General features: G+C 39.4%; 21 protein-coding genes, 7 pseudogenes and 1 other annotated feature. Of the genes and pseudogenes, 17 read left to right on the forward strand and 11 right to left on the reverse strand.

All coding sequences use genetic code 11. From position 1 onward, the window contains the following. Positions 1–198 (forward strand): annotated as a pseudogene (locus F955_RS16470) (IS5/IS1182 family transposase); the annotation flags it as partial. On the opposite strand, the gene F955_RS15560 reads toward F955_RS16470, so the two are convergent. Then, a complete protein-coding gene (locus F955_RS15560) occupies positions 166–1,194 on the reverse strand; it encodes an AraC family transcriptional regulator ligand-binding domain-containing protein (protein WP_004897275.1) in 1,029 nt (342 codons plus the stop codon). The pseudogene F955_RS16470 and the gene F955_RS15560 overlap by 33 nt on opposite strands. 114 nt (positions 1,195–1,308) lie before the next feature. Between F955_RS15560 and F955_RS15565 the strand changes: the two genes are divergently transcribed. Further along, positions 1,309–1,956 carry a sterol desaturase family protein gene (locus tag F955_RS15565; protein ID WP_004812246.1) on the forward strand — a complete coding sequence of 216 codons (648 nt, stop codon included), beginning with the start codon at positions 1,309–1,311 and terminating at the stop codon, positions 1,954–1,956. Between the two features lie 300 nt (positions 1,957–2,256). Here F955_RS15565 and F955_RS15570 read toward each other — a convergent pair. Beyond that, a pseudogene (locus F955_RS15570) lies at positions 2,257–2,529 on the reverse strand (HisA/HisF-related TIM barrel protein); the annotation flags it as partial. Here F955_RS15570 and F955_RS16475 point away from each other — a divergent pair. Continuing rightward, positions 2,525–2,899: pseudogene (locus tag F955_RS16475) on the forward strand (IS5 family transposase); the annotation flags it as partial. The pseudogenes F955_RS15570 and F955_RS16475 overlap by 5 nt on opposite strands. Before the next feature lie 133 nt (positions 2,900–3,032). On the opposite strand, the gene F955_RS15575 reads toward F955_RS16475, so the two are convergent. Together F955_RS15575 and F955_RS15580 are read right to left on the reverse strand one after the other, a co-directional pair. Then, positions 3,033–4,196 carry a zinc-dependent alcohol dehydrogenase gene (locus F955_RS15575; protein ID WP_004897278.1) on the reverse strand — a complete coding sequence of 388 codons (1,164 nt, stop codon included), beginning with the start codon at positions 4,194–4,196 and terminating at the stop codon, positions 3,033–3,035. Between the two features lie 410 nt (positions 4,197–4,606). Continuing rightward, the gene (locus F955_RS15580; RefSeq protein WP_004282341.1) at positions 4,607–5,308 is read right to left on the reverse strand and encodes an IS1 family transposase; all 702 of its coding nucleotides are present in this window, start codon (positions 5,306–5,308) and stop codon (positions 4,607–4,609) included. Positions 5,309–5,440: 132 nt separating this feature from the next. On the opposite strand from F955_RS15580, the pseudogene F955_RS16485 reads away from it, so the two are divergent. Continuing rightward, positions 5,441–6,674 (forward strand): annotated as a pseudogene (locus F955_RS16485) (IS3 family transposase). After that, positions 5,730–5,846 (forward strand) — a sequence feature (AL1L pseudoknot). (Overlaps the previous pseudogene by 117 nt.) Positions 6,675–6,713: 39 nt before the next feature. Here F955_RS16485 and F955_RS15600 read toward each other — a convergent pair. Then, the gene (locus F955_RS15600; protein ID WP_004897285.1) at positions 6,714–7,280 is read right to left on the reverse strand and encodes a recombinase family protein; all 567 of its coding nucleotides are present in this window, start codon (positions 7,278–7,280) and stop codon (positions 6,714–6,716) included. A gap of 204 nt (positions 7,281–7,484) precedes the next feature. Between F955_RS15600 and F955_RS17040 the strand changes: the two are divergent. Beyond that, positions 7,485–7,562: pseudogene (locus tag F955_RS17040) on the forward strand (plasmid replication DNA-binding protein); the annotation flags it as partial. Between the two features lie 229 nt (positions 7,563–7,791). On the opposite strand, the gene F955_RS15605 reads toward F955_RS17040, so the two are convergent. Beyond that, positions 7,792–8,616 carry a hypothetical protein gene (locus F955_RS15605; protein WP_004897287.1) on the reverse strand — a complete coding sequence of 275 codons (825 nt, stop codon included), beginning with the start codon at positions 8,614–8,616 and terminating at the stop codon, positions 7,792–7,794. Beyond that, entirely contained in the window at positions 8,613–9,086 is a 474-nt protein-coding gene (locus F955_RS15610) for a hypothetical protein (RefSeq protein WP_004897289.1), read from the reverse strand. The genes F955_RS15605 and F955_RS15610 overlap by 4 nt, the downstream gene beginning before the upstream one ends. Before the next feature lie 117 nt (positions 9,087–9,203). Here F955_RS15610 and F955_RS15615 point away from each other — a divergent pair, with 117 nt between their 5' ends. The 8 genes and pseudogenes from F955_RS15615 to F955_RS15650 all read left to right on the forward strand — a co-directional run bounded on the left by F955_RS15615 (position 9,204) and on the right by F955_RS15650 (position 17,485). After that, positions 9,204–9,950, forward strand: coding sequence for an IS5-like element ISAba31 family transposase (locus F955_RS15615; RefSeq protein ID WP_004897291.1), 747 nt, complete (start codon positions 9,204–9,206; stop codon positions 9,948–9,950). A 157-nt stretch (positions 9,951–10,107) separates the two neighbouring features. After that, on the forward strand, positions 10,108–10,644 hold the full coding sequence (locus F955_RS15620; protein WP_004897293.1) for a Csu type fimbrial protein: 537 nt from the start codon (positions 10,108–10,110) through the stop codon (positions 10,642–10,644). Positions 10,645–10,704: 60 nt separating this feature from the next. Further along, positions 10,705–11,259, forward strand: a complete 555-nt coding sequence (locus tag F955_RS15625) for a spore coat protein U domain-containing protein (protein ID WP_004897294.1) — start codon at positions 10,705–10,707, stop codon at positions 11,257–11,259. Between the two features lie 11 nt (positions 11,260–11,270). Further along, positions 11,271–11,786, forward strand: coding sequence for a Csu type fimbrial protein (locus F955_RS15630; protein ID WP_004897296.1), 516 nt, complete (start codon positions 11,271–11,273; stop codon positions 11,784–11,786). Positions 11,787–11,805: 19 nt separating this feature from the next. Beyond that, positions 11,806–12,606 carry a fimbrial biogenesis chaperone gene (locus F955_RS15635; RefSeq protein WP_004897297.1) on the forward strand — a complete coding sequence of 267 codons (801 nt, stop codon included), beginning with the start codon at positions 11,806–11,808 and terminating at the stop codon, positions 12,604–12,606. After that, positions 12,607–15,138, forward strand: coding sequence for a fimbria/pilus outer membrane usher protein (locus F955_RS15640; RefSeq protein WP_004897300.1), 2,532 nt, complete (start codon positions 12,607–12,609; stop codon positions 15,136–15,138). After that, complete coding sequence (locus F955_RS15645; RefSeq protein WP_171063241.1) at positions 15,132–16,154, forward strand: Csu type fimbrial protein; 1,023 nt, start codon at positions 15,132–15,134, stop codon at positions 16,152–16,154. Before F955_RS15640 ends, F955_RS15645 begins: the two co-directional genes overlap by 7 nt. A gap of 178 nt (positions 16,155–16,332) precedes the next feature. Next, positions 16,333–17,485, forward strand: a pseudogene (locus F955_RS15650) (IS4-like element ISAbe18 family transposase). A 63-nt stretch (positions 17,486–17,548) separates the two neighbouring features. Here the strand turns inward: F955_RS15650 and F955_RS15655 are convergent. Both F955_RS15655 and F955_RS15660 read right to left on the reverse strand, forming a co-directional pair. Beyond that, entirely contained in the window at positions 17,549–17,881 is a 333-nt protein-coding gene (locus F955_RS15655) for a type II toxin-antitoxin system HicB family antitoxin (protein ID WP_004897307.1), read from the reverse strand. Continuing rightward, a complete protein-coding gene (locus F955_RS15660; protein WP_004897309.1) occupies positions 17,878–18,126 on the reverse strand; it encodes a type II toxin-antitoxin system HicA family toxin in 249 nt (82 codons plus the stop codon). Before F955_RS15660 ends, F955_RS15655 begins: the two co-directional genes overlap by 4 nt. A 155-nt stretch (positions 18,127–18,281) precedes the next feature. Between F955_RS15660 and F955_RS15665 the strand changes: the two genes are divergently transcribed. Together F955_RS15665 and F955_RS15670 are read left to right on the forward strand one after the other, a co-directional pair. Continuing rightward, positions 18,282–18,563: a hypothetical protein gene (locus F955_RS15665; protein ID WP_004897311.1), complete on the forward strand. Its 282-nt coding sequence runs from the start codon at positions 18,282–18,284 to the stop codon at positions 18,561–18,563. Between the two features lie 207 nt (positions 18,564–18,770). Continuing rightward, positions 18,771–20,105, forward strand: a complete 1,335-nt coding sequence (locus tag F955_RS15670; RefSeq protein WP_004897313.1) for an ISNCY family transposase — start codon at positions 18,771–18,773, stop codon at positions 20,103–20,105. Positions 20,106–20,446: 341 nt separating this feature from the next. On the opposite strand, the gene F955_RS16935 is transcribed toward F955_RS15670, so the two are convergent. Continuing rightward, a complete protein-coding gene (locus F955_RS16935) occupies positions 20,447–20,644 on the reverse strand; it encodes a hypothetical protein (RefSeq protein WP_004897314.1) in 198 nt (65 codons plus the stop codon). A 679-nt stretch (positions 20,645–21,323) separates the two neighbouring features. Between F955_RS16935 and F955_RS15685 the strand changes: the two genes are divergently transcribed. Both F955_RS15685 and F955_RS15690 read left to right on the forward strand, forming a co-directional pair. Further along, positions 21,324–21,680 carry a type II toxin-antitoxin system RelE/ParE family toxin gene (locus tag F955_RS15685; protein WP_004668307.1) on the forward strand — a complete coding sequence of 119 codons (357 nt, stop codon included), beginning with the start codon at positions 21,324–21,326 and terminating at the stop codon, positions 21,678–21,680. Continuing rightward, a complete protein-coding gene (locus tag F955_RS15690) occupies positions 21,673–21,975 on the forward strand; it encodes a helix-turn-helix domain-containing protein (protein ID WP_001140620.1) in 303 nt (100 codons plus the stop codon). Before F955_RS15685 ends, F955_RS15690 begins: the two co-directional genes overlap by 8 nt. A 41-nt stretch (positions 21,976–22,016) precedes the next feature. On the opposite strand, the pseudogene F955_RS16495 reads toward F955_RS15690, so the two are convergent. Beyond that, positions 22,017–22,113: pseudogene (locus F955_RS16495) on the reverse strand (IS6 family transposase); the annotation flags it as partial.

Raw genomic sequence — 22,113 nt, forward strand, 5'->3', positions numbered from 1 at the left:
GGCAGGACACTATGGAAAAAATGGTCAGGCTATCATCGGCGAAGTTTGGTTGAAACTAAGATGCACTGCATTAAATTATTAGGAGATAAACTCAGCGCAAGGAGTTTTGGTAGCCAAGTGAATGAGATCCATGCACGTGTAGCAGTCCTTAACAGATTTACGGAATTAGGTCGCCCACTTACCCAAGTTACGCCTTAAATTTGGCTCAATTAGGGGCGCTTTGCATTTCAAATCTTTGTGCAACAAAGCCAATGCGCGCTGAAAGGCACTTTGTTCTGAATAGCAAAGCAGCAGGGCAATCTCCTGTAAACTCAGGTGTGGGTCTTTTAGATATTCAGTTGCCAGCATAAAGCGAACTTCCTGTACCCGTTCCTGAAAAGTGGCATTTTGCTGTTGCAGGTGGCGTTGTAACTGCCGAACCGAAACTCCCAGTTTCCCCGCAATAAAGTCGATCTGGTATTGGTTCTTTTGCAGGCCCGTCAAAATGGCGTGCTGCAAGCGTTGGTCGAGTTGGGTCGAGTTGGGTAATTTGTCCAGAAGCGCCTGTGCCTGCTGTAAAAGTAGTTGCTGTAAAGTGTGATCGCCTGTTCGAAGTGGCTTAAAGGCTTCGGTAACAGGTAGAAGTAGCTGAGTTTTAGGCTGATCAAAACGGACTTTACAACGGAAATACTGCTCATAAACCATAATGTTTTTCGGTGCGGTATTCACAAAATGCACTTCGTGTAGATTGAGATCTTCACCTGACAGAAATAACTTATGGAATTGCACCATCAGCGCAATTGCAATTTCATCTGTTAATTGGGTTGGGTTGGGTTCTGGAGCTTCCCAGCGGATTGATGCGTAGGGTGGGTTAAATTCAACGACGAGAGGGCTACCATCATAAATTAAGCGATGAAAATCATGATAACGCGCCAATGCTTCGCCCAAGTTTTCACATGACAGTGCGAGATAAGCAATAATTCCTAAATGTTTAGGTTGTACGTGCTCTGCAATTTCTAAGCCTAAACCTGTCTTGGGATTTAAACGATTAAGATCTTCAAGTAAGTCACGCCAAATGACGTAATCAAAACGTTCAAGATTTTGGACTTGTTGTAATTGCTCAGGAATTTCAATATTTTTTGTTTCGCAATAAGCCTTTAATAAATGCCCTAATCCGCCATAAACAGAGCCTGTATAGTTCTTGAGTTGGGACATCCTGTCTACTCCTTATTCTGTCGTGTTTTGTCAATATAAATATATCGTATCGTCAATACTTCGCCTACAAAAATTTATATCTTTAAAAAAATAAGGAAACATTTGGAGAAAACCATGTTGAAGGGTTTTGTTGCAGGTTTGGTGATTGCAAACGGTTATGAATGGTTTGCCCATAAATATCTACTGCATGGGGTTCACCGTAAAGGCAAGCCACGTTTCAGCCCAACGCCAAAACAGATGGAATCGCACTGGGCACACCACCGTGAAGTGCGCAAGCAGGGCTTTTCTGATGATTGTTATGTCGAGGGTCTGGACAACTGGCGTACGCGCAATGAGTTAATGTCACTTGCTGTAGCCGCAGGTGTGCTAAGTGTTGTGTTCTATCCTTTTTCAAAAGGCATGGCGCTTGCAGCGATTTATAGTGCGGGGAATTATTATTATGTTCATCGCCGTGCCCATCTTGAGCCTGATTGGGCGAAGCGTACAATCCCGTGGCACTATGATCACCACATGAACTCGAACCAAGATGCAAATTGGTGTGTTACTCGTCCTTGGTTTGATTATGTGATGGGGACGCGTGTGGTGTCTTCAGCAGATTTGAAAGAAGCCAATCCATTGGGTCTACCTTTACCTACACCGATTTCGAAGATATTAACTGAAGCGATTGAATCAGTATTTCCTGCTAAATGGGTAGAACAGAAACCAAAATTGGTGGCCGCTGCTCAGACAGAAGAGATCGAAAAAGTATCGGTTGCTTCTTGATAAAGCGTGAAGAGGGCATTTTGACAAAACATGATGCTGGTCGTGTGCTTATGTCGTGAATTGTCAATAAAATTGGTTTTTAATGTCAATATTTTTGCTGAATATCTCGCTAATTTAGCCCAAGCCTTTTTGTTGCTTGATATTTATCCAAATTTATTGTTTTTCGTTTACCCTCTAGCGTTGTATAAACGCATTTCATATACCTTGCTCAGCAAGGTATTTTTTTGACTAAAATTTGCCGAATAAAAAACCTCTCAAGCAATCGCATTGAGAGGTTTGGATCTCGCTATTTTTTATTGCTTAAAGGCGCATTTCAATGCCTTGCTCAGCTAAATATTTTTTCGCTTCTGGAATCGTATGTTGACCAAAGTGGAAAATGGAAGCTGCAAGTACAGCATCTGCGCCACCTTTCAAAATACCATCTGCCAAATGTTGTAAATTTCCTACACCACCTGAAGCAATCGTTGGAATCGTGACACGATCATTGATTTGACGCATTAAAGCGATGTCATAGCCTGCTTTGGTTCCATCGGCATCCATACTGGTAATCAGTAATTCACCTGCACCAAAGTCGATTGACTCTGTTTATACCGATGGAGCTTATGACACCAAGCAATGCCGTCAGGTCATTGCAGATCGGCAAGCGCATACGGTGATTCCACCTAGAAAAAATGCGAAACCATGGAAAGATACAAAGAGTAGCTCGCTAGAGCGAAATGAATTACTTCGAACAGTTAAACGTTTAGGCAGGACACTATGGAAAAAATGGTCAGGCTATCATCGGCGAAGTTTGGTTGAAACTAAGATGCACTGCATTAAATTATTAGGAGATAAACTCAGTGCAAGGAGTTTTGATAGCCAAGTGAATGAGATCCATGCACGTGTAGCAGTGCTTAACAGATTTACGGAATTAGGTCGACCACTTACCCAAGTTACGCCTTAAATTTGGCTCAATTAGGGGCGCTTTGCATTTCAAATCTTTGTGCAACAAAGCCCTTAAAAACAAGAAAAAGAGGATTGATAAAATGATGATAAAAAATAAAAAAGCGCCTGATGGCGCTTTCCTTTAATCATATTTATGGCGTCAGAATCACTTTACGACAGTCTTCTTCTTTTTTATCAAAAATACGGTAACCTTCCGCAGCATCTTCCAGTTTCATGCGATGGGTAATAATCAGATCTGGAGACAGATCTCCATTTTCAATATGTTCTAGCAACTGCGGCAAGTAGTTATGCACATGGGTTTGTCCCATTTTAAAGGTTAAACCTTTGTCAAAGGCATCACCAAACAGGAAGCCATGAATTGGACCGGCATAAACTCCAGGTACACTCACCACACCGCCGCGGCGGACCGCTGCAATACATTGTCTTAACGCTGAACCACTCGAACCTTCTAATTTCAGGTTGGTCATTACGGTTTCCAGCATGCTGCCTTTAGCTTCAAAACCGACCGCATCAATGACGGCATCGACTCCACGATAACCCGTGGTATTTTGAATGATAAATTCAGCGGCATCGACTTCATCAAAATTGACCGGAATCACTCCATAGGTTTGATGTGCGAAACGCAGACGATAAGGATGGTGATCGACCATAAAAATCTGCTCGGCACCGAGCATCCGCGCACAGGCAGCAGCCAGCAGACCGACTGGGCCAGCACCATAAATCGCCACACTGGAACCTCGACCAACTTGGGCATTGTTCACTGCTTGCCAGGCGGTTGGTAGAATATCGGTCAGGAATAATACTTTTTCATCAGGCAGGGAGCCTGGCACTTTAAATGGTCCGACATTGCCCTTGGGGATCCGCACATATTCAGCTTGACCACCCGGTATACCACCATACAGATGGCTAAAGCCAAATAAAGCTGCCCCTGGTGGAATCTGTTTTTTATTGAGAATTGCACCACGGCCGGTATTGGTATTTTCACAGGCAGCCATTAGTTCATGTTCACAGAAAAAACAGTGACCGCATGCAATCACAAAGGGAATAATTACCCGATCACCTTTTTTGACTTCGGTTACTTGTGGGCCGACTTCTTCTACAATTCCCATAAATTCATGGCCGAAAATATCACCGTCTTCAGTGGCCGGGATTTTTCCCCGGTATAAATGCAGATCTGAGCCACAGATGGCGGTGGCTGTCACCCTTAAAATAACGTCATCTGGTTCCTGAATCACTGGATCTGGAACAGATTCAACTCGTACATCCCGAGCACCATGATAGGTAAGAGCACGCATGCGGATTTCCTCTTTCTAGTTCAACATTAAACAGACTCGTAGCAAGGCTGCCAAGAATTAAAAAACACTTTTATTAGAGCCTTATGCGCCAAGAAATCGCTGTAAATTAATGTATGAAATAAGACATCCGAGTGTTTAAAAAATAAACTTATATAGGGTTTACGTAATTCGTGAGCTTATGTGTCGAATGAATAGAAAAGAACAGAATTAAAGAAACATCTAGTAATTTCTATAACTTATAGTGAATAGCCACCAATTTTGTAGACACCTTTTAGTTAGATAAAAAAGCAATTTTTTTGATCTTTAAAGAATGAGGATATAGTATTTGTAAAATTACTTAGCTGCTTAAAACTTAATTCTAATTGGTTAATAGGTGAAAAATGGGTAGTGTTTCAAAAAGTATGCTGGCATTAAACGAATCCATTATTGATATAAAAGAACACTAAATCAAAGGCTTTGAAATGATTTTCAAGCTTTTTGGAGAAGTTGCAGCTTCTCCTAAAGCCTCGCCTGATTCGATGCCGTAATCGACAATTATTGCCTTCTATACCCACAGTGAAAAATTTACCAATCAACTGTTTGCATTCTTTAAAGGTCGTAACAAAGCTATCCCAATGGTCACTTGATATACATGTATAGCTTACACCTAACTGCTTCAATTTTAATTTAAGTCGTTTTGCAGTGGCTAAATCTCGGTTACCCCATACATAAGCAACAATTTCACCTGTTTCTCGATGATAGGCATAAATTAGCCATTGTTTATTTTGCTTATGACCAACAAAAGTCCAAAACTCATCTACTTCAAGGGTTTCATAATGACTTTGCTGTGCTCGAAGTTGATATTTTGATTGGCTAAGTGTCCGTAGAACTTTACCGATACTTACTCTTTCAATTTCTGCTATATCCCTGACACCACTGCCTCGCACCATGAGGTGTAATATTTTGGTTTTGATACCTGAGTGACAGCCTTGATAACTGAGAGCATGATCACCAATAAATTGACGTCTGCATATTTTACATTGGTAATTTTGCTTACCATCTACTTTTGTGCCATTTTTCTTTATACTGTCACTTAGGCAGGCTGGACACTTGATTTCTAGAGTTATTCGCATTTCTCTATTTTATCAAAATCCAACCTGCTTTTTTTCAGCATACTTTTTGAAACACCACCCATTTTTTAAATTGATCCTAGACTGAACCGTACCGGGTTTGTCGGAGAGTTAATATTCTGAGAGACTATCCCGATGACAAAATTAAAATATACCCCTGAAATTAGAGAAAGAGCGGTTCAATTATTGATTGAATCTGAAAAAGATTATCCATCGAATTGGGCTGCGATCACCGCTATTGCTCCCTGAGCAGTATACTGCGCAAGGGTTGTACTCCTGAAACACTACGTGCCTGGCATCAAAAGCATTTAGATCAGCAAAATCCAGTTAAAGTACAGCAGCTTTCAGACCAAGAACGTATCAAACAACTCGAACGCGAAAATAAAGAACTGCAACGCGCCAATGAGATTCTACGTAAAGCAGCCGCTTTTTTCGCCCAGGCGGAGCTCGACTGCCCACACAAATAATGGTGGATTTTATCCATAATAATAAAGAGCTGTACGGAGTCGAGGCGATTTGTAGAATTTTACCAATCGCACCTTCAACCTATTACCGCACTCTAGATCTCTGCGAAAATCCAGAACATCGAGCAAAGCGAGATTTACATGACTTGCATCATGCTGAACAAATTAAACGAATTTGGAAGGAAAGTTCAGGTCGGTATGGTGTACGTAAAGTCTGGCAAAAACTGAAACGTGAAGGTTATGTTATCGCACGCTGTACTGTTGCTCGATTAATGAAAAAGCTAGGTATACAAGGTGTTTGGTGAGGTAAGAACAAACAAACCACCCGTAGCCGAGATGACCAAAAACGAGCAGATGATTTAGTGAAACGTAATTTTACTGCTGATCATCCTGACCAACTGTGGGTGAGTGACTTTACGTATATTCAAACAAATTCAGGCTGAGTCTATACCGCCTTTATTATTGATGTGTTCTCACGAGCAATTGTTGGCTGGAAAGTATCTACACGAATGAATACAGATATGGTGCTCGATGCATTGGAGCAAGCATTGCATGATCGAGGCATGCCAAAGAATGTGATTCATCATTCAGATAGAGGTGTTCAATATCTTTCCATTCGCCATACCAATCGTTTAGAAGCTGCAAATTTACGAGCATCAGTCGGTACGACTGGTGATTCATACGATAATGCTTTGGCTGAAACGGTGAATGGCTTATACAAAACAGAGGTGATTGAATATCTAAAAGCAGGTTGGCAAGGTTTAGCGGATGTACAACTTGCGACACTAAATTGGGTAGATTGGTTCAATAAAAAGCGTGTACACAGTGCACTGGGTTATGTATCGCCTTTTGAGTTTGAAGCAATATACTATGATAAGATTAACCCGTTAGGTCAGGTGGCCTAACTTAAATAAAAAAGTCTCCGACAAACCCGGTACGGTTCACTATTCACTAACTTGTAAATATCGGTATACCGCCTGACGACTAATCCCAAAAGCTTTTCCTAATGCCATTTTTGATGGATACTTCCCTTCCCTCCATGCTTGTCGTAAAGCTTCAGCTTGGTCAGGCTTTAGTTTATGCACCCGACCTTTGTACTTCCCCTGAGCAGAGGCGAGTTTTATTCCTTCCTTTTGCCGCTCTAAAATGATCTCACGTTCGAACTGTGCAAAAGCACCCATCAATTGCAGCATCAAATTATCCATCGGGGTGGATTCGGCCGTAAAAGTAATATTTTCTTTTACAAACTGGATGGCAATCCCTCGTTTGACCAGTTTATCTACTTCAGTGACCAAATCTTTCAGGCTTCGCGCAAAACGATCCATGGAATGTACAATCACCCTGTCCCCTTCCCGGACATAGTTCAACATTTCCTGAAATTTAGGTCGGTCAGTATTTTTACCTGAAGCACGGTCAACAAAAATCCGGTCGACTTCAATCCCCTCAAGTTGACGCCCAGTATTTTGCTCGACCGAACTCACTCGCACATAACCTACTTTTTGGCCTTTCACTCTTTCTCGCCCCAATTGGATAAAAATGAACAATTTTGTAAATTATAAATCTTTAATATCAAAGTTACATGTTACTTATGATTAAAAATCATTTAAATGATACATAATTTCATGAACTTTCAGATTGTAACTTTAGGGTATACTCTATAGTTACATAAATTAGATTTAAAAACTTGTCTCCAATAAACCAAGTACGGTTCACCTAAACAGATTGCTACCCCTGAACAACCAGAATCCGAAAAAAGAGGCTTTTGGAGCCGTTTTTTTAGACCCTATGATTAACCACGATTGTTTAACTCATATGAATAAAGTTGTGAAACTTTGATTAAATAATAGGCATGGAACGTGAAAAATCATAAAAAAAACCCATCTTGGGGAAGATGGGCTATCAACTAGAAACTACAGCATTGAATTTTCAAGAGAATTATAACGCATTTCGTATAAGGTGTATTATGTTAATTGTAGAAAATTTTAATAAATGCATATATTTATTTATATCAAGTTCTAAGTTTCAGAGCTTCTTATACTCATCTATCATTTCATTGTATTTTTCAGTAAATCCTGTCAAGTCAACTTCACCATCCTGATTGTAATCATATGGCCATTCTTTATATCTGGTGTAAGCAACCTTTCCTCTTTTCAGTTGCTCGATAGCTTTTTGAGGAGTGCTGCTTGAACCTTCATACCCATAAATAGGTGTGTTGCTATCAATTTTTATGGCGCTTTGTGATCTTGGATAGTGATCCCGTCCCACATATACACTGTGCTGTCCATTGTATATGCCAACCATTAAATCGCTATTTGCCCTGTGTAGGTAGCAACTCTTAGACTGATTAAATTTATCTTTTTTACACGAGTAGCTCCACCCAAATAAGATATCGTCAATAGATTTACTTATAGTGCTTTCTTTTTTAATAGGTTTATTTGCCTTAAAACAGCCTACATACTCATTGTCACTAATCTTGAGTGGCATTGCTGTACTTGTTTGGATATATCCCTCATCCGTTTCGCCAATCTTGATCTTGAAAGTCACATAATCTTTATATGTGTCTTGTTGCATCTCTGCTGACTCAAAAACAATTGGTTTATACTCCCCATTTGTGGAGTAGGTTGCAGATCCATAAGATATATTACTGGTATCAGGATATATTTTTTCAGTGAGGCATTCATTTGAATTATACCAAGCCGTTCTTCCTACCATGCTATCAATATAGTTTTTAGTTTCTAAAGCCCTCTCGGTTAATCTTTTGGTTCTTTGATCCTCTGGTGTCTCAAAGCCAGCAAAGGCACTGAATGTTAGAAACGATAAGACTGCCATACCAATTATTTTTTTCATTTTGCGTCCTTTGTAAATGAATTTATTAATTTCTCTGCAATCTTTATTACTTTTTTGTCTTGTGTAGCCGCTGCTGCTTTTAATAAAGTTTTACCGTCAGAAATTTTCACATGACTGTATTTTGAAAAATAGGATTTGGTTCTACGCACACCGTGCACTTTGCTCCAATATATGCTCATTTCGGTAAGCATCTCATCATTGAGCTTTATGGTTTTTATAACCCTTTCAATCACAGCTTGATAGTTGCAAGCTATCAAGTCCTCTTTATTTAATTGCCGCCATACCATAAAGAGTTTCTTGTAATGTCCGTGAAAGATATGCGGATCCTTACATGAATTCTCAAGCAGATTTGCAGCCTCTATTAACTGACCACTTTTCTTTAAGTTTTCAAATCTATTAAGCAAATCTAACTTTTCTAATGCTTCATTTCTTGCAGGCACATCTAGATAATCCGTGATATCAACCAGCATATTCCCCCCGAAATAATCAATTATTGAGATAAGATACTAGGGTGTGTTGACACTTTTAGCTTAAAAAAATAGCGAAGTAGTAAAATCAAATCACCAAACCCAATTTTACTATTCGCTATGCCTCGTACCATGCTGACAGATCAACACTGGCAAAAGTTGAAAGTTATTCTGCGTAATTTATCCATTCACCACAACTCAAATTTACGCAATTTTATTGAAGCTATTCTCTATAGAATTAGAACAGGCTGTCCGTGGCGAGATATTCCTTCTTGTTTTGGTCATTCAAACTCTATTTTCAAACGTTTTAATCGTTGGTCAAGCAGCGGTAAGTTACTTAGATTATTCAAATTACTAGCCTCATGCCCCGATATGGAGTGGATTTTTATTGATGGCTCTCATGTACGTGCTCATCAACATTCTGCCGGCATAGCGAATCAATCTATTTCTAAAAGTGTAGGAGGAAACTCCTCAAAAATACATTTGATTGTTGATGCACATGGCAATCCTATTGATTTCATGATTACCGATGGAACCACACATGATGTTAAAGTTGCGCCTGATTTAATATCAACATTAGACTTAAAAGAGATAAAAGTGGTCTGCGTAGATAAAGGCTATGATTCAGAACCACTGCGTGAACAGATCAGAAAAACAGGGACAAAAGCGAATATACCAAAGAAAATAAATAGCCAATCGAACAATGATCATATGGACTGGTATTTATATAAAATCAGGCATTTAGTTGAAAATATGTTTTGTAGATTAAAGCAATTTAGAGGAATAGCTACTCGATATGACAAGCTCAAAAGAAATTATCAAAGTGCTGTTGCCTTAGCCTGTATATTTTTATGGCTACCTTTATAGGTTTAATTATGAACAGTAAATGTCAACAGACCCTAAGTAATTTACATATTTGAACTTAATTGTCGTGGAATCATTTATATAAATGTTTTATTTTGTTAATTGCGTCACTTTTTTGGCGCATATTTGATAGGTATTTTACAAAAGCATGGGAATTAATATGAATATTTTTACAAAACTAACACTAACTGCATTGTTAAGCACAGGTTATATCGCTACTACACAAGCCGCTGTTACTGGTCAAGTTGATGTTAAGCTGAATGTTTCAACGGGTTGTACTGTTGAGGGTTCTACTGTTACTGGAAATATGAACCAATTTGGTACATTAGATTTCGGTAAAACTCCTGGTACTTGGAGCAACGTTTTAACTGGACAGGTTGCCTCTTCAGGGACAGGAAATCATCTCACTGTAAAATGTGATAGTACAGATCCTGTTGACTTTACTGTTGCAATTGATGGTGGTGAGCGTGCTGATCGTAGTCTTAAACATACTGCTGGTACAGATACTGTAAACTATAGCGTTTATCGTGATGCAGCACGTACCAATCCTTATGTCATTAATACAGCTCAGACTTTCACTGCTGCGGCAGGTGTAGCTCAAGAAGTTCCAATCTTTGGTGCAATTGCTGCAAACAACGGCACTGCAAAAGCACAGGGTGATTATACAGACACGTTATTGGTGACTGTTAATTTCTAATCAGTATACGTAACAGTGAACAGGTTTGTTGTTTAACAGGCCTGTTTTTAGGAGGAACGTATGCACCTATTACTTAAACAATACGTTGGATTGCTACTCTGTAGCATTGTATCGTCACTCACTAGTGCTGGGCAGTTGGGCGCTAAGTTAAATATTCAACTTGAACTAGAGCCTTCCTGCAAGATCAACAATGAGACCGTGAATAATGGAACAAATGGATTAAATTTTGGACAGCTGGATTTCGGAGAAACCACAGCTGCATTTAATCAGGTGATAGAGACCAGTTTAAGTCAGGGTTCTACATCAGGTTTGACCATTCAATGCCCTGGCAATGCCCCAATAAAAGTTACCTTTGGTGCGGGGCAACATGACAGCAAGGTACCAGCACCTTTTGGCGCAAATTATTTTCGTGCAATCAGTAATGGCACAGATTTCCTTGCCTACAACATTTTATATGGAACTGCTCGCGAAGCGTTAAGGCCCAATCAAATCATTACTTTGACCAATAATGGTCAGCCGCAAACGCTTAATCTCATGGGACAAACTGTTAATAATGGTCGGTCAGTCTCGCTTGGACAATATACCGACACTATTCCAATTACCATTGAATTTTAAAGAACAAAATCATGAAAAAAATAGGTTTAAGTGTTCTGCTGATTTCGATTGTTCAAAGTGGGTTTGCTGTTGATCCTGTAACTTCGGCAAGTTTTAAAGTGCAGGCGACCATTGAAAATGGGTGCAAACTCAGCAATGTCGAACAGCTACTTGATTTTGGTCGTCATCCTGTTGTGGCGCAGGGGCAGTTAAAAGGATCCGTCATTAATACTGCGCAAAGCTGGAATATCCAATGTACTGCACAGTTACCAGTAAAGGTGATGTTGAATGGTGGTGATCACTTTTCAAATAATTCTCGGCGGATGAAACATGCCCAGCAGAATGAGTTTGTACCTTATCAGCTTTATCAGGACAGTAGTTTACAAGGCGAATATGCCAGTGGGAGTAGTTACTCACTGCCACCAACCACTACTTTGAACACCGTACTGGGTTTTGCAGTTTATGGTGTTGCAGACTTGAATAATAACAATCAAACACGATCAGCTGGCCTGTATAAAGATACGGTCGCAATTACGATTACATGGTGATTCTATGAGTTTAAATAAAATGAAAATATGGTCGGGCAGAACTTTCTCTACGGCCGCGATATTGATGGTCACTTCACCGGTATTCGCACAGGCCACTTTTTTAATCTGGCCAATCTATCCCAAAATTGAAGAAAATGAAAAAGCCACTGCGGTATGGCTACAAAATACCGGTAACTCTGATGCCATGGTACAGATTCGGGTATTTAAATGGGATCAGAATCATCAGCAAGATGCTTATGCGGAACAAACTGAAGTTATTCCGAGTCCACCCGTGGCAAAGATCAAGGCAGGAGAAAAGCATATGTTGCGTTTGACCCGCTCGGCTGCTGTACCTGATGCAAAAGAACTTGCCTATCGAATTATTGTCGATGAATTACCCATTAAAGTGAATCCAGAAACGGATAAAGAAACATCGACAGTCAGCTTTCAGATGCGTTATTCGATTCCCTTGTTTAGCTATGGCAAAGGACTTGGCAGTGGTTTAACTGAAGTTTCACAAAAAACCAATGCGAAAAATCCTTTGGCTAAACCGATATTAAGTTGGTGGGTCAAGAATAATGAACAGGGCAAACCTGAACTTTATATTAAAAATACTGGTTCAAAATTTTCACGACTTTCGGGAATTAAATTAACTCCGACTTCAGAGCAAATGGCTTTTGGCAAAACCGCCTTTGGTTATGTGTTGGCAAACAGCACCATGAAGTTTGATCTAGACAACAAGTTACTCAACAGCCTGAGTGGTCAAAGCAGTTTGTACGGGGTTGACAGTTCAGGAGTGAAACAGGAATTGGTGGAGATTAAAAAAGAAGGAGAGGGGTAAATGGGTTATTTATCAGGGTTACACCCCCCTTCTTTTTTATGTAAAAGCCTGACATTGATATTGGTCGCGAATATCCCATTGCTGAGCTGCAATGTCTATGCAAATGGTTTACCCCCGCCACCACGAGATGTTTCAGAAGTGAATAGCTTATTTAAGCTCTATCTCGACTTGGTGATCAATCAATATTCGACGCGACAGGTGATCCCCATCATTGTCAAAGGTGATCATTATTTTATCCAGCAGTCGAAACTGGATGAGTTGCAGATTAAGCTGCCTGCCGATGTACTACAGCAACAGTCAGAAAAAAACCTGACTGATCTGGATATATTTACTTTGGGCTTTTCTGGCAAAGCTTTGGATTGGGTCAGCCTCAATCAGATCCCTGAATTGAAGTATGAGTACAATTCAGCGCAACAGTATTTTAGTCTAGATCTACCTGCCAGTTGGATGCCGGTGCAGATACGCGGCTTGGATTCATGGTATCAACCTGAAACAGCGCAGTCGGGTATTGGTTTATTAAATAACTATGACTTTTATACCTACCGCCCAGAGAATGGTGGCTATAGCAGTACACTCTTTACAGAACAACGCTTTTTCTCCCCTTATGGGGTACTGAGAAATTCAGGGGTTTATAGCAAAACTGATTTTAAATCTGATGGGATTGGAAACGATTCAAATCAAGATAATGATGGCTATCGCCGCTATGACACCACTTGGCAATATGATGACCCAGTCCGGGTAGTTTCATTTTTAGCGGGTGATGTCATTACGGGAAGTAAAAATGCCTGGGGAAGTTCAGTGCGTTTGGGTGGATTACAGTTACAACGTAATTTTGGTACCCGTCCAGATTTGATTACCTATCCCTTACCCCAGTTTAAAGGACAAGCGGCTTTACCGAGTACTGTAGATTTATTGATTAATGGACAAAGAGCTAATTCAACTGACGTGCAATCTGGTCCCTTTATTCTAAATAATGTTCCGTTTATCAATGGTAAAGGTGAGGCGGTTATTGTCACCACAGATACTATTGGTCGTCAGGTAGCAACCTCGGTACCGTTTTATATTTCGAATACTTTACTTAAAGCTGGATTATTGGATTATTCCATCTCTATGGGACAAATCCGGGAAGATTATGGGATTAAGAATTTTGCATATGGTAAATTTGCCAGTTCATCGGACGCACGTTACGGGATTAACGATTGGCTTACGGCTGAAGGACGAGTTGAACTATCAGATTCAATTCAGTTGGCTGGACTAGGTTTAGTGCTTAAGTTGAATAGGTTTGGCGTATTAAGTGGTTCGGCAACCCAAAGCTGGGCTGATGGAGAGCTTAATCAGTTAAATAATAACTTGAACGGAAATAAAAACCTCAAGGGAAATCAATACACGCTAGGTTATAGCTATAACCAACAACGCTTTGGATTTAGTCTCAATCATACTCAGCGAGATCAGTATTATTATGATCTTTCACGTTTGCAATATACAGATTTGATTTCAGCCAACAGTCATAAAAGTTTGGTTGCCAATACTTATTTTGCCACAGATAAGTCAGGTACTTTTGGGGTGGCATACATCCGAACCAAGAGCAGAGACATTGAAAATAAACTGATGAACCTGTCTTGGGCACCGGTATTGCCTTCCTATCTACGTGGTGCAACGGTGTCATTAAGTGCCAATCGAGACTTTATTGAAAAAGAGTGGACTGCTACATTTCAGTTGTCGGTTCCATTTTCCAAGATCAAATCCACAGCCAATCTAGGCTATAACCAACAATCAAGTGGTGATTCTTCTTACATCAACTATAACCGTAGTGCACCGTTAGACGGTGGTGTTGGTGTTGATTTAACTCGACGTTTTAATGAAAACAGTGATGACTTCAATCAGGCACGTGTCAGCTACCGTAACCAATATTTTAATACCGATGTCGGTATGTCGGGTAGCGATGATTACAACTATTGGTTTGGACTGTCAGGTTCGGTGGTGTTGATGTCAGGCAATGTCTTTACTGCCAATCGATTGGGTGAGTCGTTTGCTTTGATTGATACCAACAAAATTGCAGATGTCCCAGTGCATTATGAAAACAGTTTGGTCGGGCGTAGTAATGCGAAAGGTTATGTTTTTGTACCGTCAGTGACGCCTTATTACGCGGCTAAATACAGTATTAACCCGATCGACTTACCATCAAACTTTAATGCAACCCAAGTTGAAAATCGAATTGCGGCAAAACGAGGCTCAGGTGTTGTGATTGACTTCCCAATCAAACAGTCTTATGCGGCGAATGTGACTTTAGTGCAAAGAAATGGGCAAGCGATTCCAGTGGGTGCGGTGGTACACCGTACAGATCAAGAATCGAGTTATGTGGGGATGGACGGGATTGCTTATCTTGAAGATTTGGGTGCAGAAAATAGCATTCGGGTGCAACTTCCAGATCAGAGCATTTGTGAAGCACAATTTTCGTTGGATTTAAAACAAGCGCAACAACAGATTGCAGTGATTAAGTCTGTTGTTTGTCGTGAGGTGGCTAAATCATGATTACTTTAAAAAAAATAATACCCGCAGGTCTATTATTCTCTGGATTTATATTGATTTCCGCTCAAAGTCAGGCTGATTGTAGTGTTAATTCAAGTGGCAATGTGTCTATTGGTAAAGTGCCGTCAATCACTTTGACAGAAAATGGAGTTCAATCTTCGCAATTCAGTGCTGGTTTATCCTGTAGTGGATTTAGTTTGGCTTTAGCAAATATGACTTATTTGAAATATCGGGTCGATCAGATGCCAATCAACTATATCAATAGTGCAACTGGTGAACGTCTTGTTGTGAATTATTTGGATACTAATAGTAATCCAATTAATGCGGGGCAAGAAAGGGATTTGAGTACATTTACGATTATCAATCTTTTTACTGGACCTAATGGTTCATTACCATTTTATGCCAAAATTAATCAAGGCCAAGCTGTATCACCTGGAATATACCAATCTGAAACGCCATTTAAAGTCAAATGGTATTATTCTGTGCCTGCAATTGCTTTGATTGGAATAGGAGTATTTTTTGAAAGTCCAGATTTTCAACGCCCAGGGTTATTGTCAGATCTAAATTGGGGCAGTGGTAGTGATTCTTCTATAAATTTGAGTATTGAAGTTTTACCAGACTGCCGTATTGCGACCAATGATGTAAATTTTGGAACAGCTGCTTTTGCATCGGAATTTCAACCAGTTAAAACCTCGATGGGAATACGTTGTTCTGTCAAGACACCTTACAAGGTGAGCTTGAATGACGGTCTCTATCCACAAAATGGCAATCAACGTGCGATGAAGTCAGAGGTGGGTAATAACTATCTGAGTTATGAAATTTATAAAAACTCAACTACAGAACGCTGGGGAAGGAATAATGAGCTGTGGTCAAGTGCTGTAGCAACGACAAATGCGGGTATTTATGATGCGAAAACTCAGCAGGGGTATGCTTTCACAACAAAAATTCTAGAAACTAATTCACCGAATCTACCTGCTGGTAAATATAGTGATACAGTAACTGTACAAGTTGAATTTTAAAAATTCAACTTAGTATTTTCAAAAAATTATGTTAGGGGACTGTTCTAAGTTAGGTTTACATAAAAAAGGAAGCGATATGCTCACTGCTGTCCCATAGTTTGCTTTAAATAAAAAAACCTGAGTCCTAACAGTTAAAATATGAGTGCAAACAAACACTTTAATGACCAGGATTCAGGTTTTGTCACATCAGAATACCGTATTTCATGAGCTAATTAAACCTGTTGTGCGACAAGATTTTGAACAACTTGCTAAAGTACACCATGTTGGACAGAAATTTAGAGCGGCTTCCCGGTGGGATCAGTTTATTGCCATATTGATGTCTCAATTCTCTTGTAGGCAAAGTCTGAGAGATATTCAATCCAATTTGGAGTGCCAACAGGAAAAGCTAAGTCATCTCGGAGCAAAGTCTATTCCCCCGAAGCACGCTGGCACGAATCAATGAGCAACAGCCTGCTGCCTTGTATCAACAGCTATTTTACAAGTTGCTTAAATACTATGAACACTCAAAAGTAGCTCATAAATTTCGCTTTAAGAATCCCTTGTATTCCTTGGATGCCAGTCATATTGACCTGTCGCTTTCCTTATGTGAATGGGCCAAAGTTCACGACTCAAAAGCCAGCATGAAACTCAGCATAGGATTGAATCACAGCAATGATATTCCTGAGTTTGTTGCAGTTGAAAATGGCAAAGAAAATGACATGGTACAAGGCCGCAAATTCCAGTTTCCTGCTGGCAGCATTGTAGTTTTTGATAAAGGCTATGTCGATTACCAATGGTATGCAAATCTGACTGCTCAAAACATTGGATTTGTCACACGTTTTAGGCCTAAATCTGTGTATCAGGTGATCCAGCAACATCCAGTGCTTGAATCCAAAGGTATTCTAAAAGATGAAACCATTCAGCTGAATAGCGCACATGCCCTAAAAAGAAAAGCCCCAGTGTTAAGAAGAATTGAATATAGAGATCAGCAAAGTGGCAAGCACTTTAGCTTTCTCAGCAATAACTTTCATTTAGCCGCCTCTACCATTGCGGCGATTTATAAAGATCGTTGGAAAGTTGAGCTGTTCTTTAAGGCGATTAAGCAGAATCTCAAATTAAAAGCGTTTCTAGGCCGCAGCAGGAACGCAATTCAGACACAAATCTGGATTGCGATGATCGCCTATTTATTGGTGAGTTTCGCTCAACATTTAGGAAAAACAGGTTGGACAGTTCAACGTTTACTCAGAATAATTCAAGTGAATTTGTTTGAAAGAAGAACTTTAAAAGCTTTATTTTCACCCGATAAAATACCCATAAAACAAGAGGAAGCTCAAATGAGCTTCCTCTTGTGAAAAATTGTAGGACAGCAATGGCGATATGCTTCCTTTTTTTAATTTTATATAAATTTCAATAAATTAAACACCTAGACGCATTAGCTTTTCTTGAATTGCATCGCTTACAAAGTTATTCAAGGAATTACTTGATGCTAAAACAGCTTTACGGTGTAGATCAGGGCTAATCCGTACATTAAACGTACCTTTAAAAGGCTGATCTGGTTTTTTATTTAGTTCGATACAAGATTCTAAATAGCCATCTACAGATTCTTGAAAAGCTTGTTCTAATGCTTTTAATGTTTCGGCTTCATAAGTGATTAAATCACGTATAAAAGCAACTTTTCCAAACAACTCACCTGTTTCTAAATCAGGCTCAATTGTTCCAAGATAACCTTTATATTTTAGATAGCTCATAAAAATCTCTCCTGCTTAAGTGCCTGTTTTACAGCTTTCAATGCACCGCCTTTGATTTCATTCTCAGGGTGTGGTCTATGCAGTAAAATCATATGTTCAGTTTTTTCATTAAAAAAACGAACACGAGAGCCTGCCATTTCAAACTTTTCATAACCGAGTTGGCTTAGTAAAACGACTAAATCTTTATATGGAAATGTATTTTTTGAATTTCCAAGTTTTTCCAATAACTTTTCCGTTTTACCCATATTTTAGTCCCACTCAGTTCTAACTCAGTATAGTACCTTTGATTTAATTTTTGCAACTAAATTTAGTTGCAATGATTCAGATGTTATTTATGGAACGTATAAGAATACAGATCGTTGTAGAATAATGGTTGATATCAAATGAATAGAGTTTTTATATGGCTGTTACTGCTGCTCAGCAAAAAGACATCAATAAAATTTTAAAGAAGTATCCTGACTCTTGTTCAGTTTGCAAAGGTCATTTTGATGATGACGAGCTGATCTATACTGTTTTTGGATATGACAAACTACAGCGTATGCAAGTTGTTTCAGGATGTTGTATTGATAAAGTAGCTAGACCAGTTCTTTTGGGTTTATGTGGTTGCTATGATCCAGATGACATAAATAATTTAATGAAAGATCATCCTTTAGCTAGTCAATTTTTTGAAAAGGAACTTTAACCTAAATCTTAAGTTCCTCTAAAATTAACATAATGGGCGTTATACGAAGTTACACCCCATCTATGGGCCTTTTGATCACTTACTTAACATAAAATCTCTTCTACGAAATGCACGTGTTAGAACCCATTTAAAGTGTCTATATTCTCACCAATAAAAATGTCTAGTTTATGATGGTTTTTATCACCATGGACTGGATATAAAATATAGATGCTGATCACTATGTCTGACAAAGAAATTCAACGTCTTGCAGTACTGCAAGACGTTCGAGATCATCGTATTACGCAAGTCCGTGCTGCTGAAATCCTGAATCTTTCCACCCGTCAAATTACCCGGTTATTGCACAAGCTCAATCAAGATGGTGTTTCAGGTCTGGCGCATGCCAGTCGTGGTCAACCTGGTCATCGTCGCCATGATGACTTGTTAAAATCAAAGTGCCTTTCCATTATTTCTGAACATCTGCTGGGCTTCGGTCCCACCTTGGCGCATGAGAAGCTCAGTAGCATATTTGACCTGAATATCCCAGTAGAAACGGTTCGTCGCTGGATGACGGCCAATGAGCTCTGGATTCCTCGATCCAAACGCCTGAAACGTCCCTATCAGCCACGCTATAACCGTGATTGCTTCGGTGAGCTGATCCAGATTGATGGTTCATATCATGACTGGTTTGAAGGTCGGGCTGCTAAATGCTGTTTATTAGTTTATATCGATGATGCTACTGGAAAGCTGTTGCATCTGCGCTTTTGTGAGGCGGAAACAACCTTTGATTATATGCTTTCAACCCGAGCCTACATTGAGCAATATGGAAAGCCTCTAGCCTTTTATAGCGATAAACACTCTGTATTCCGGGTCAATCAGAAATCAAGCCAAGATAGCAAGATCACGCAATTTGGGCGGATTCTGAATGAGTTAAACATTGATATTATCTTTGCCAACTCCCCACAGGCCAAAGGTCGCGTAGAGCGAGCGAATAGAACCCTTCAGGACCGTCTGATTAAGGAGATGCGTCTAGAAGGCATCGGCTCGATTGCGGAGGCCAATGCATGGTTGCCCTGCTTTATTGAGCATTTCAATCAGAAGTTCGCCAAATGTGCGCGAAACTCAAAGAATCTGCATCGGCCATTAACCGAATCTGATCTTGAACTAGATGATATTTTTACCTGGCAGGAACCGCGTAAGGTTACGAAGAACCTGACGATTACCTATGACAAGTGTATTTATCTGCTTGAACCGACAGAGCTGAATCATAAGCTTGTTGGGCAATACATTTCATTTCTGGAGTACCCGGATGGCACTGTGGCGATCATGCATGAAGGACGGAAGATCAACTATAGTGTCTTCAATAAACTGGCTGGACTACAGCAGAATGAAGTGGTTGAGAATAAAAGATTAGGCTCGGTTCTGGCGCATATCCAGCAACAGCATGAAGAGTTGGAAAAACAAAATAAACGTTCCCGTCTCAAGAAAAGTATGCCGAGTCGTAAAGCTCAGAAAGCGGCTATTGAACAAAGAAATTTAAATCCTGTGCTTGACTCTTGCAGTTAAAAACAGGACATTTTAAATGGTTTATCGCATAGACATTTTAATTGGTGAATAACATAGTAAGCTTTACGCGGAATTCTTAGCATATTCATCTTTTGTCTTATATCTTTGTTTTTTACCTATCGGTAAAATATATTCATAACCTATAGAGGAAAAAAGTAGGTAATTAAGAAAAAAATTACAGCGATTTATAAGCCTTATAGTTCCGGGAGAGACTATAAGGCTTTTTCTTTATCTTAAAATTCATATATCTATACTATTTTGATAAACAAAAGCATGGCTGAAAGCCATGCTCTGGGAATTCGTATAAGGTGTACTATGTTAATTTTAGGAAATCTTAAGAATTAACTCTCAAGTAACTGCCCTATTTCCAACCTACTATATCCTCGCTCTTTTAGAATCAAGACAATAGCTTTTCTATATTCATCAGAACTGGAGGTCTTATATTTTATGATTAATTGATTCTCTGAATTCAGTTCAAGGGCATTCTTATAGGTTAAGACTTCAGTAGAAATCTTATTAAAAATATTTAGATTAAACATACAGGTACTCTTCATCCTGTTATAGCGGCCCGACTACAACAAATACCTGCCTTAGCTTAGCTAGGCACCCTTGGCAGCAAGGATTACAAATTAAGAAAAGTTCTGCAAGTTTTCAAAAGCTATAAGGATGAATAATCAACTAAAATCATTGTCATTTAACATAATGGCGATTATACGAAGTACACTTGTATATTAATATAAATATCAATAACTTAAAATTTTCACCCTGATCACAAAACGCACAAAAATTGGCTTTTGTAATAAGTTGGTGAGTTTTTAAGCGGATCTGTAACATTTTGCCAAGAAAATTGATTAAGAAATGATCAATCTTGGGATCAGTGCCCATTTCATGCGGCTCTAGGTTGCGAAACTATCCCCAATTGCTGTGGATAAAATTTAGGCTATTTTGTAGGTTAGAACGCACAAGAATATCGGCTATTTGCGGCTATTCTGAAAACTGGAGTTTTCCTATGATGAACTCATCAGGAACAGGAAGTTCCATAACATAAAACAAAAATTATAAGTTATTGCACATGGACCAAAGGGTACAAAAGCGCAGCAAGTAACAATAGAAACCCCCGGCAGGATACCGGGGTTTTTTATTGCTTATCCTTTTTCATTTGCAAAACAAACATAATGCCCCTAAAATATAGACTATAATCTATATTTTGGTTGTGGTATGTGGACAGTCATTACGACAGATCTATTTAATCAGTGGCTTGAACAGCAAGATGAACCTACACAAGAGAAGGTCCTAGCTGCCCTGGTTGTTCTACAGCAGCAGGGACCGAGTTTAGGCCGTCCTTTAGTAGATACTGTGTATGAGTCTAAATTTACCAATATGAAAGAACTGCGTGTTCAACATCGCGGTAGACCCTTAAGAGCTTTCTTCGCATTTGATCCCTTACGACAGGCTATTGTTCTATGTATTGCTGATAAAGGCGGTAAAAAGCGTTTTTATAAAGACATGCTGGATATTGCAGATGAACAATACCAACTTCATCTCACTACCCTAGGAGATAAATCTAATGGCTAAGACTCTGCAAGAATTGTTAGCTAGCCGCTCTCCAGAGAGCCAAGCCCGTATTCAAAAAATGGCTGATGAATTACTGCTAGAAAATCAGCTTCATCTTATTCGTGAAGAACTCGAAATTTCTCAAAAAGAGCTTGCTGAAACTTTGGGAATAAAACAGCCATCGCTTTCAGCAATAGAAAATCGTGGCAATGATCTTAAGATTTCAACCATGAAAAAGTATGTTGAGGCAATGGGTGGGAAGCTCCGTATTGATGTAGAGCTTCCAACAGGAAAACATATAGGATTCAACGTTTAACAATAAAAATGGGAGCTATAGGCTCCCATTTTTAGATTCGTATAACGTTGAACCCAACGGTAAATAGTCGTGTGATCAACATTCACACCCCGTTCGGCCAGCATTTCCTGCAGTTCACGATAGCTAATGCCATATTTA

Source organism: Acinetobacter schindleri CIP 107287, from assembly GCF_000368625.1.
Lineage (GTDB): Bacteria > Pseudomonadota > Gammaproteobacteria > Pseudomonadales > Moraxellaceae > Acinetobacter > Acinetobacter schindleri.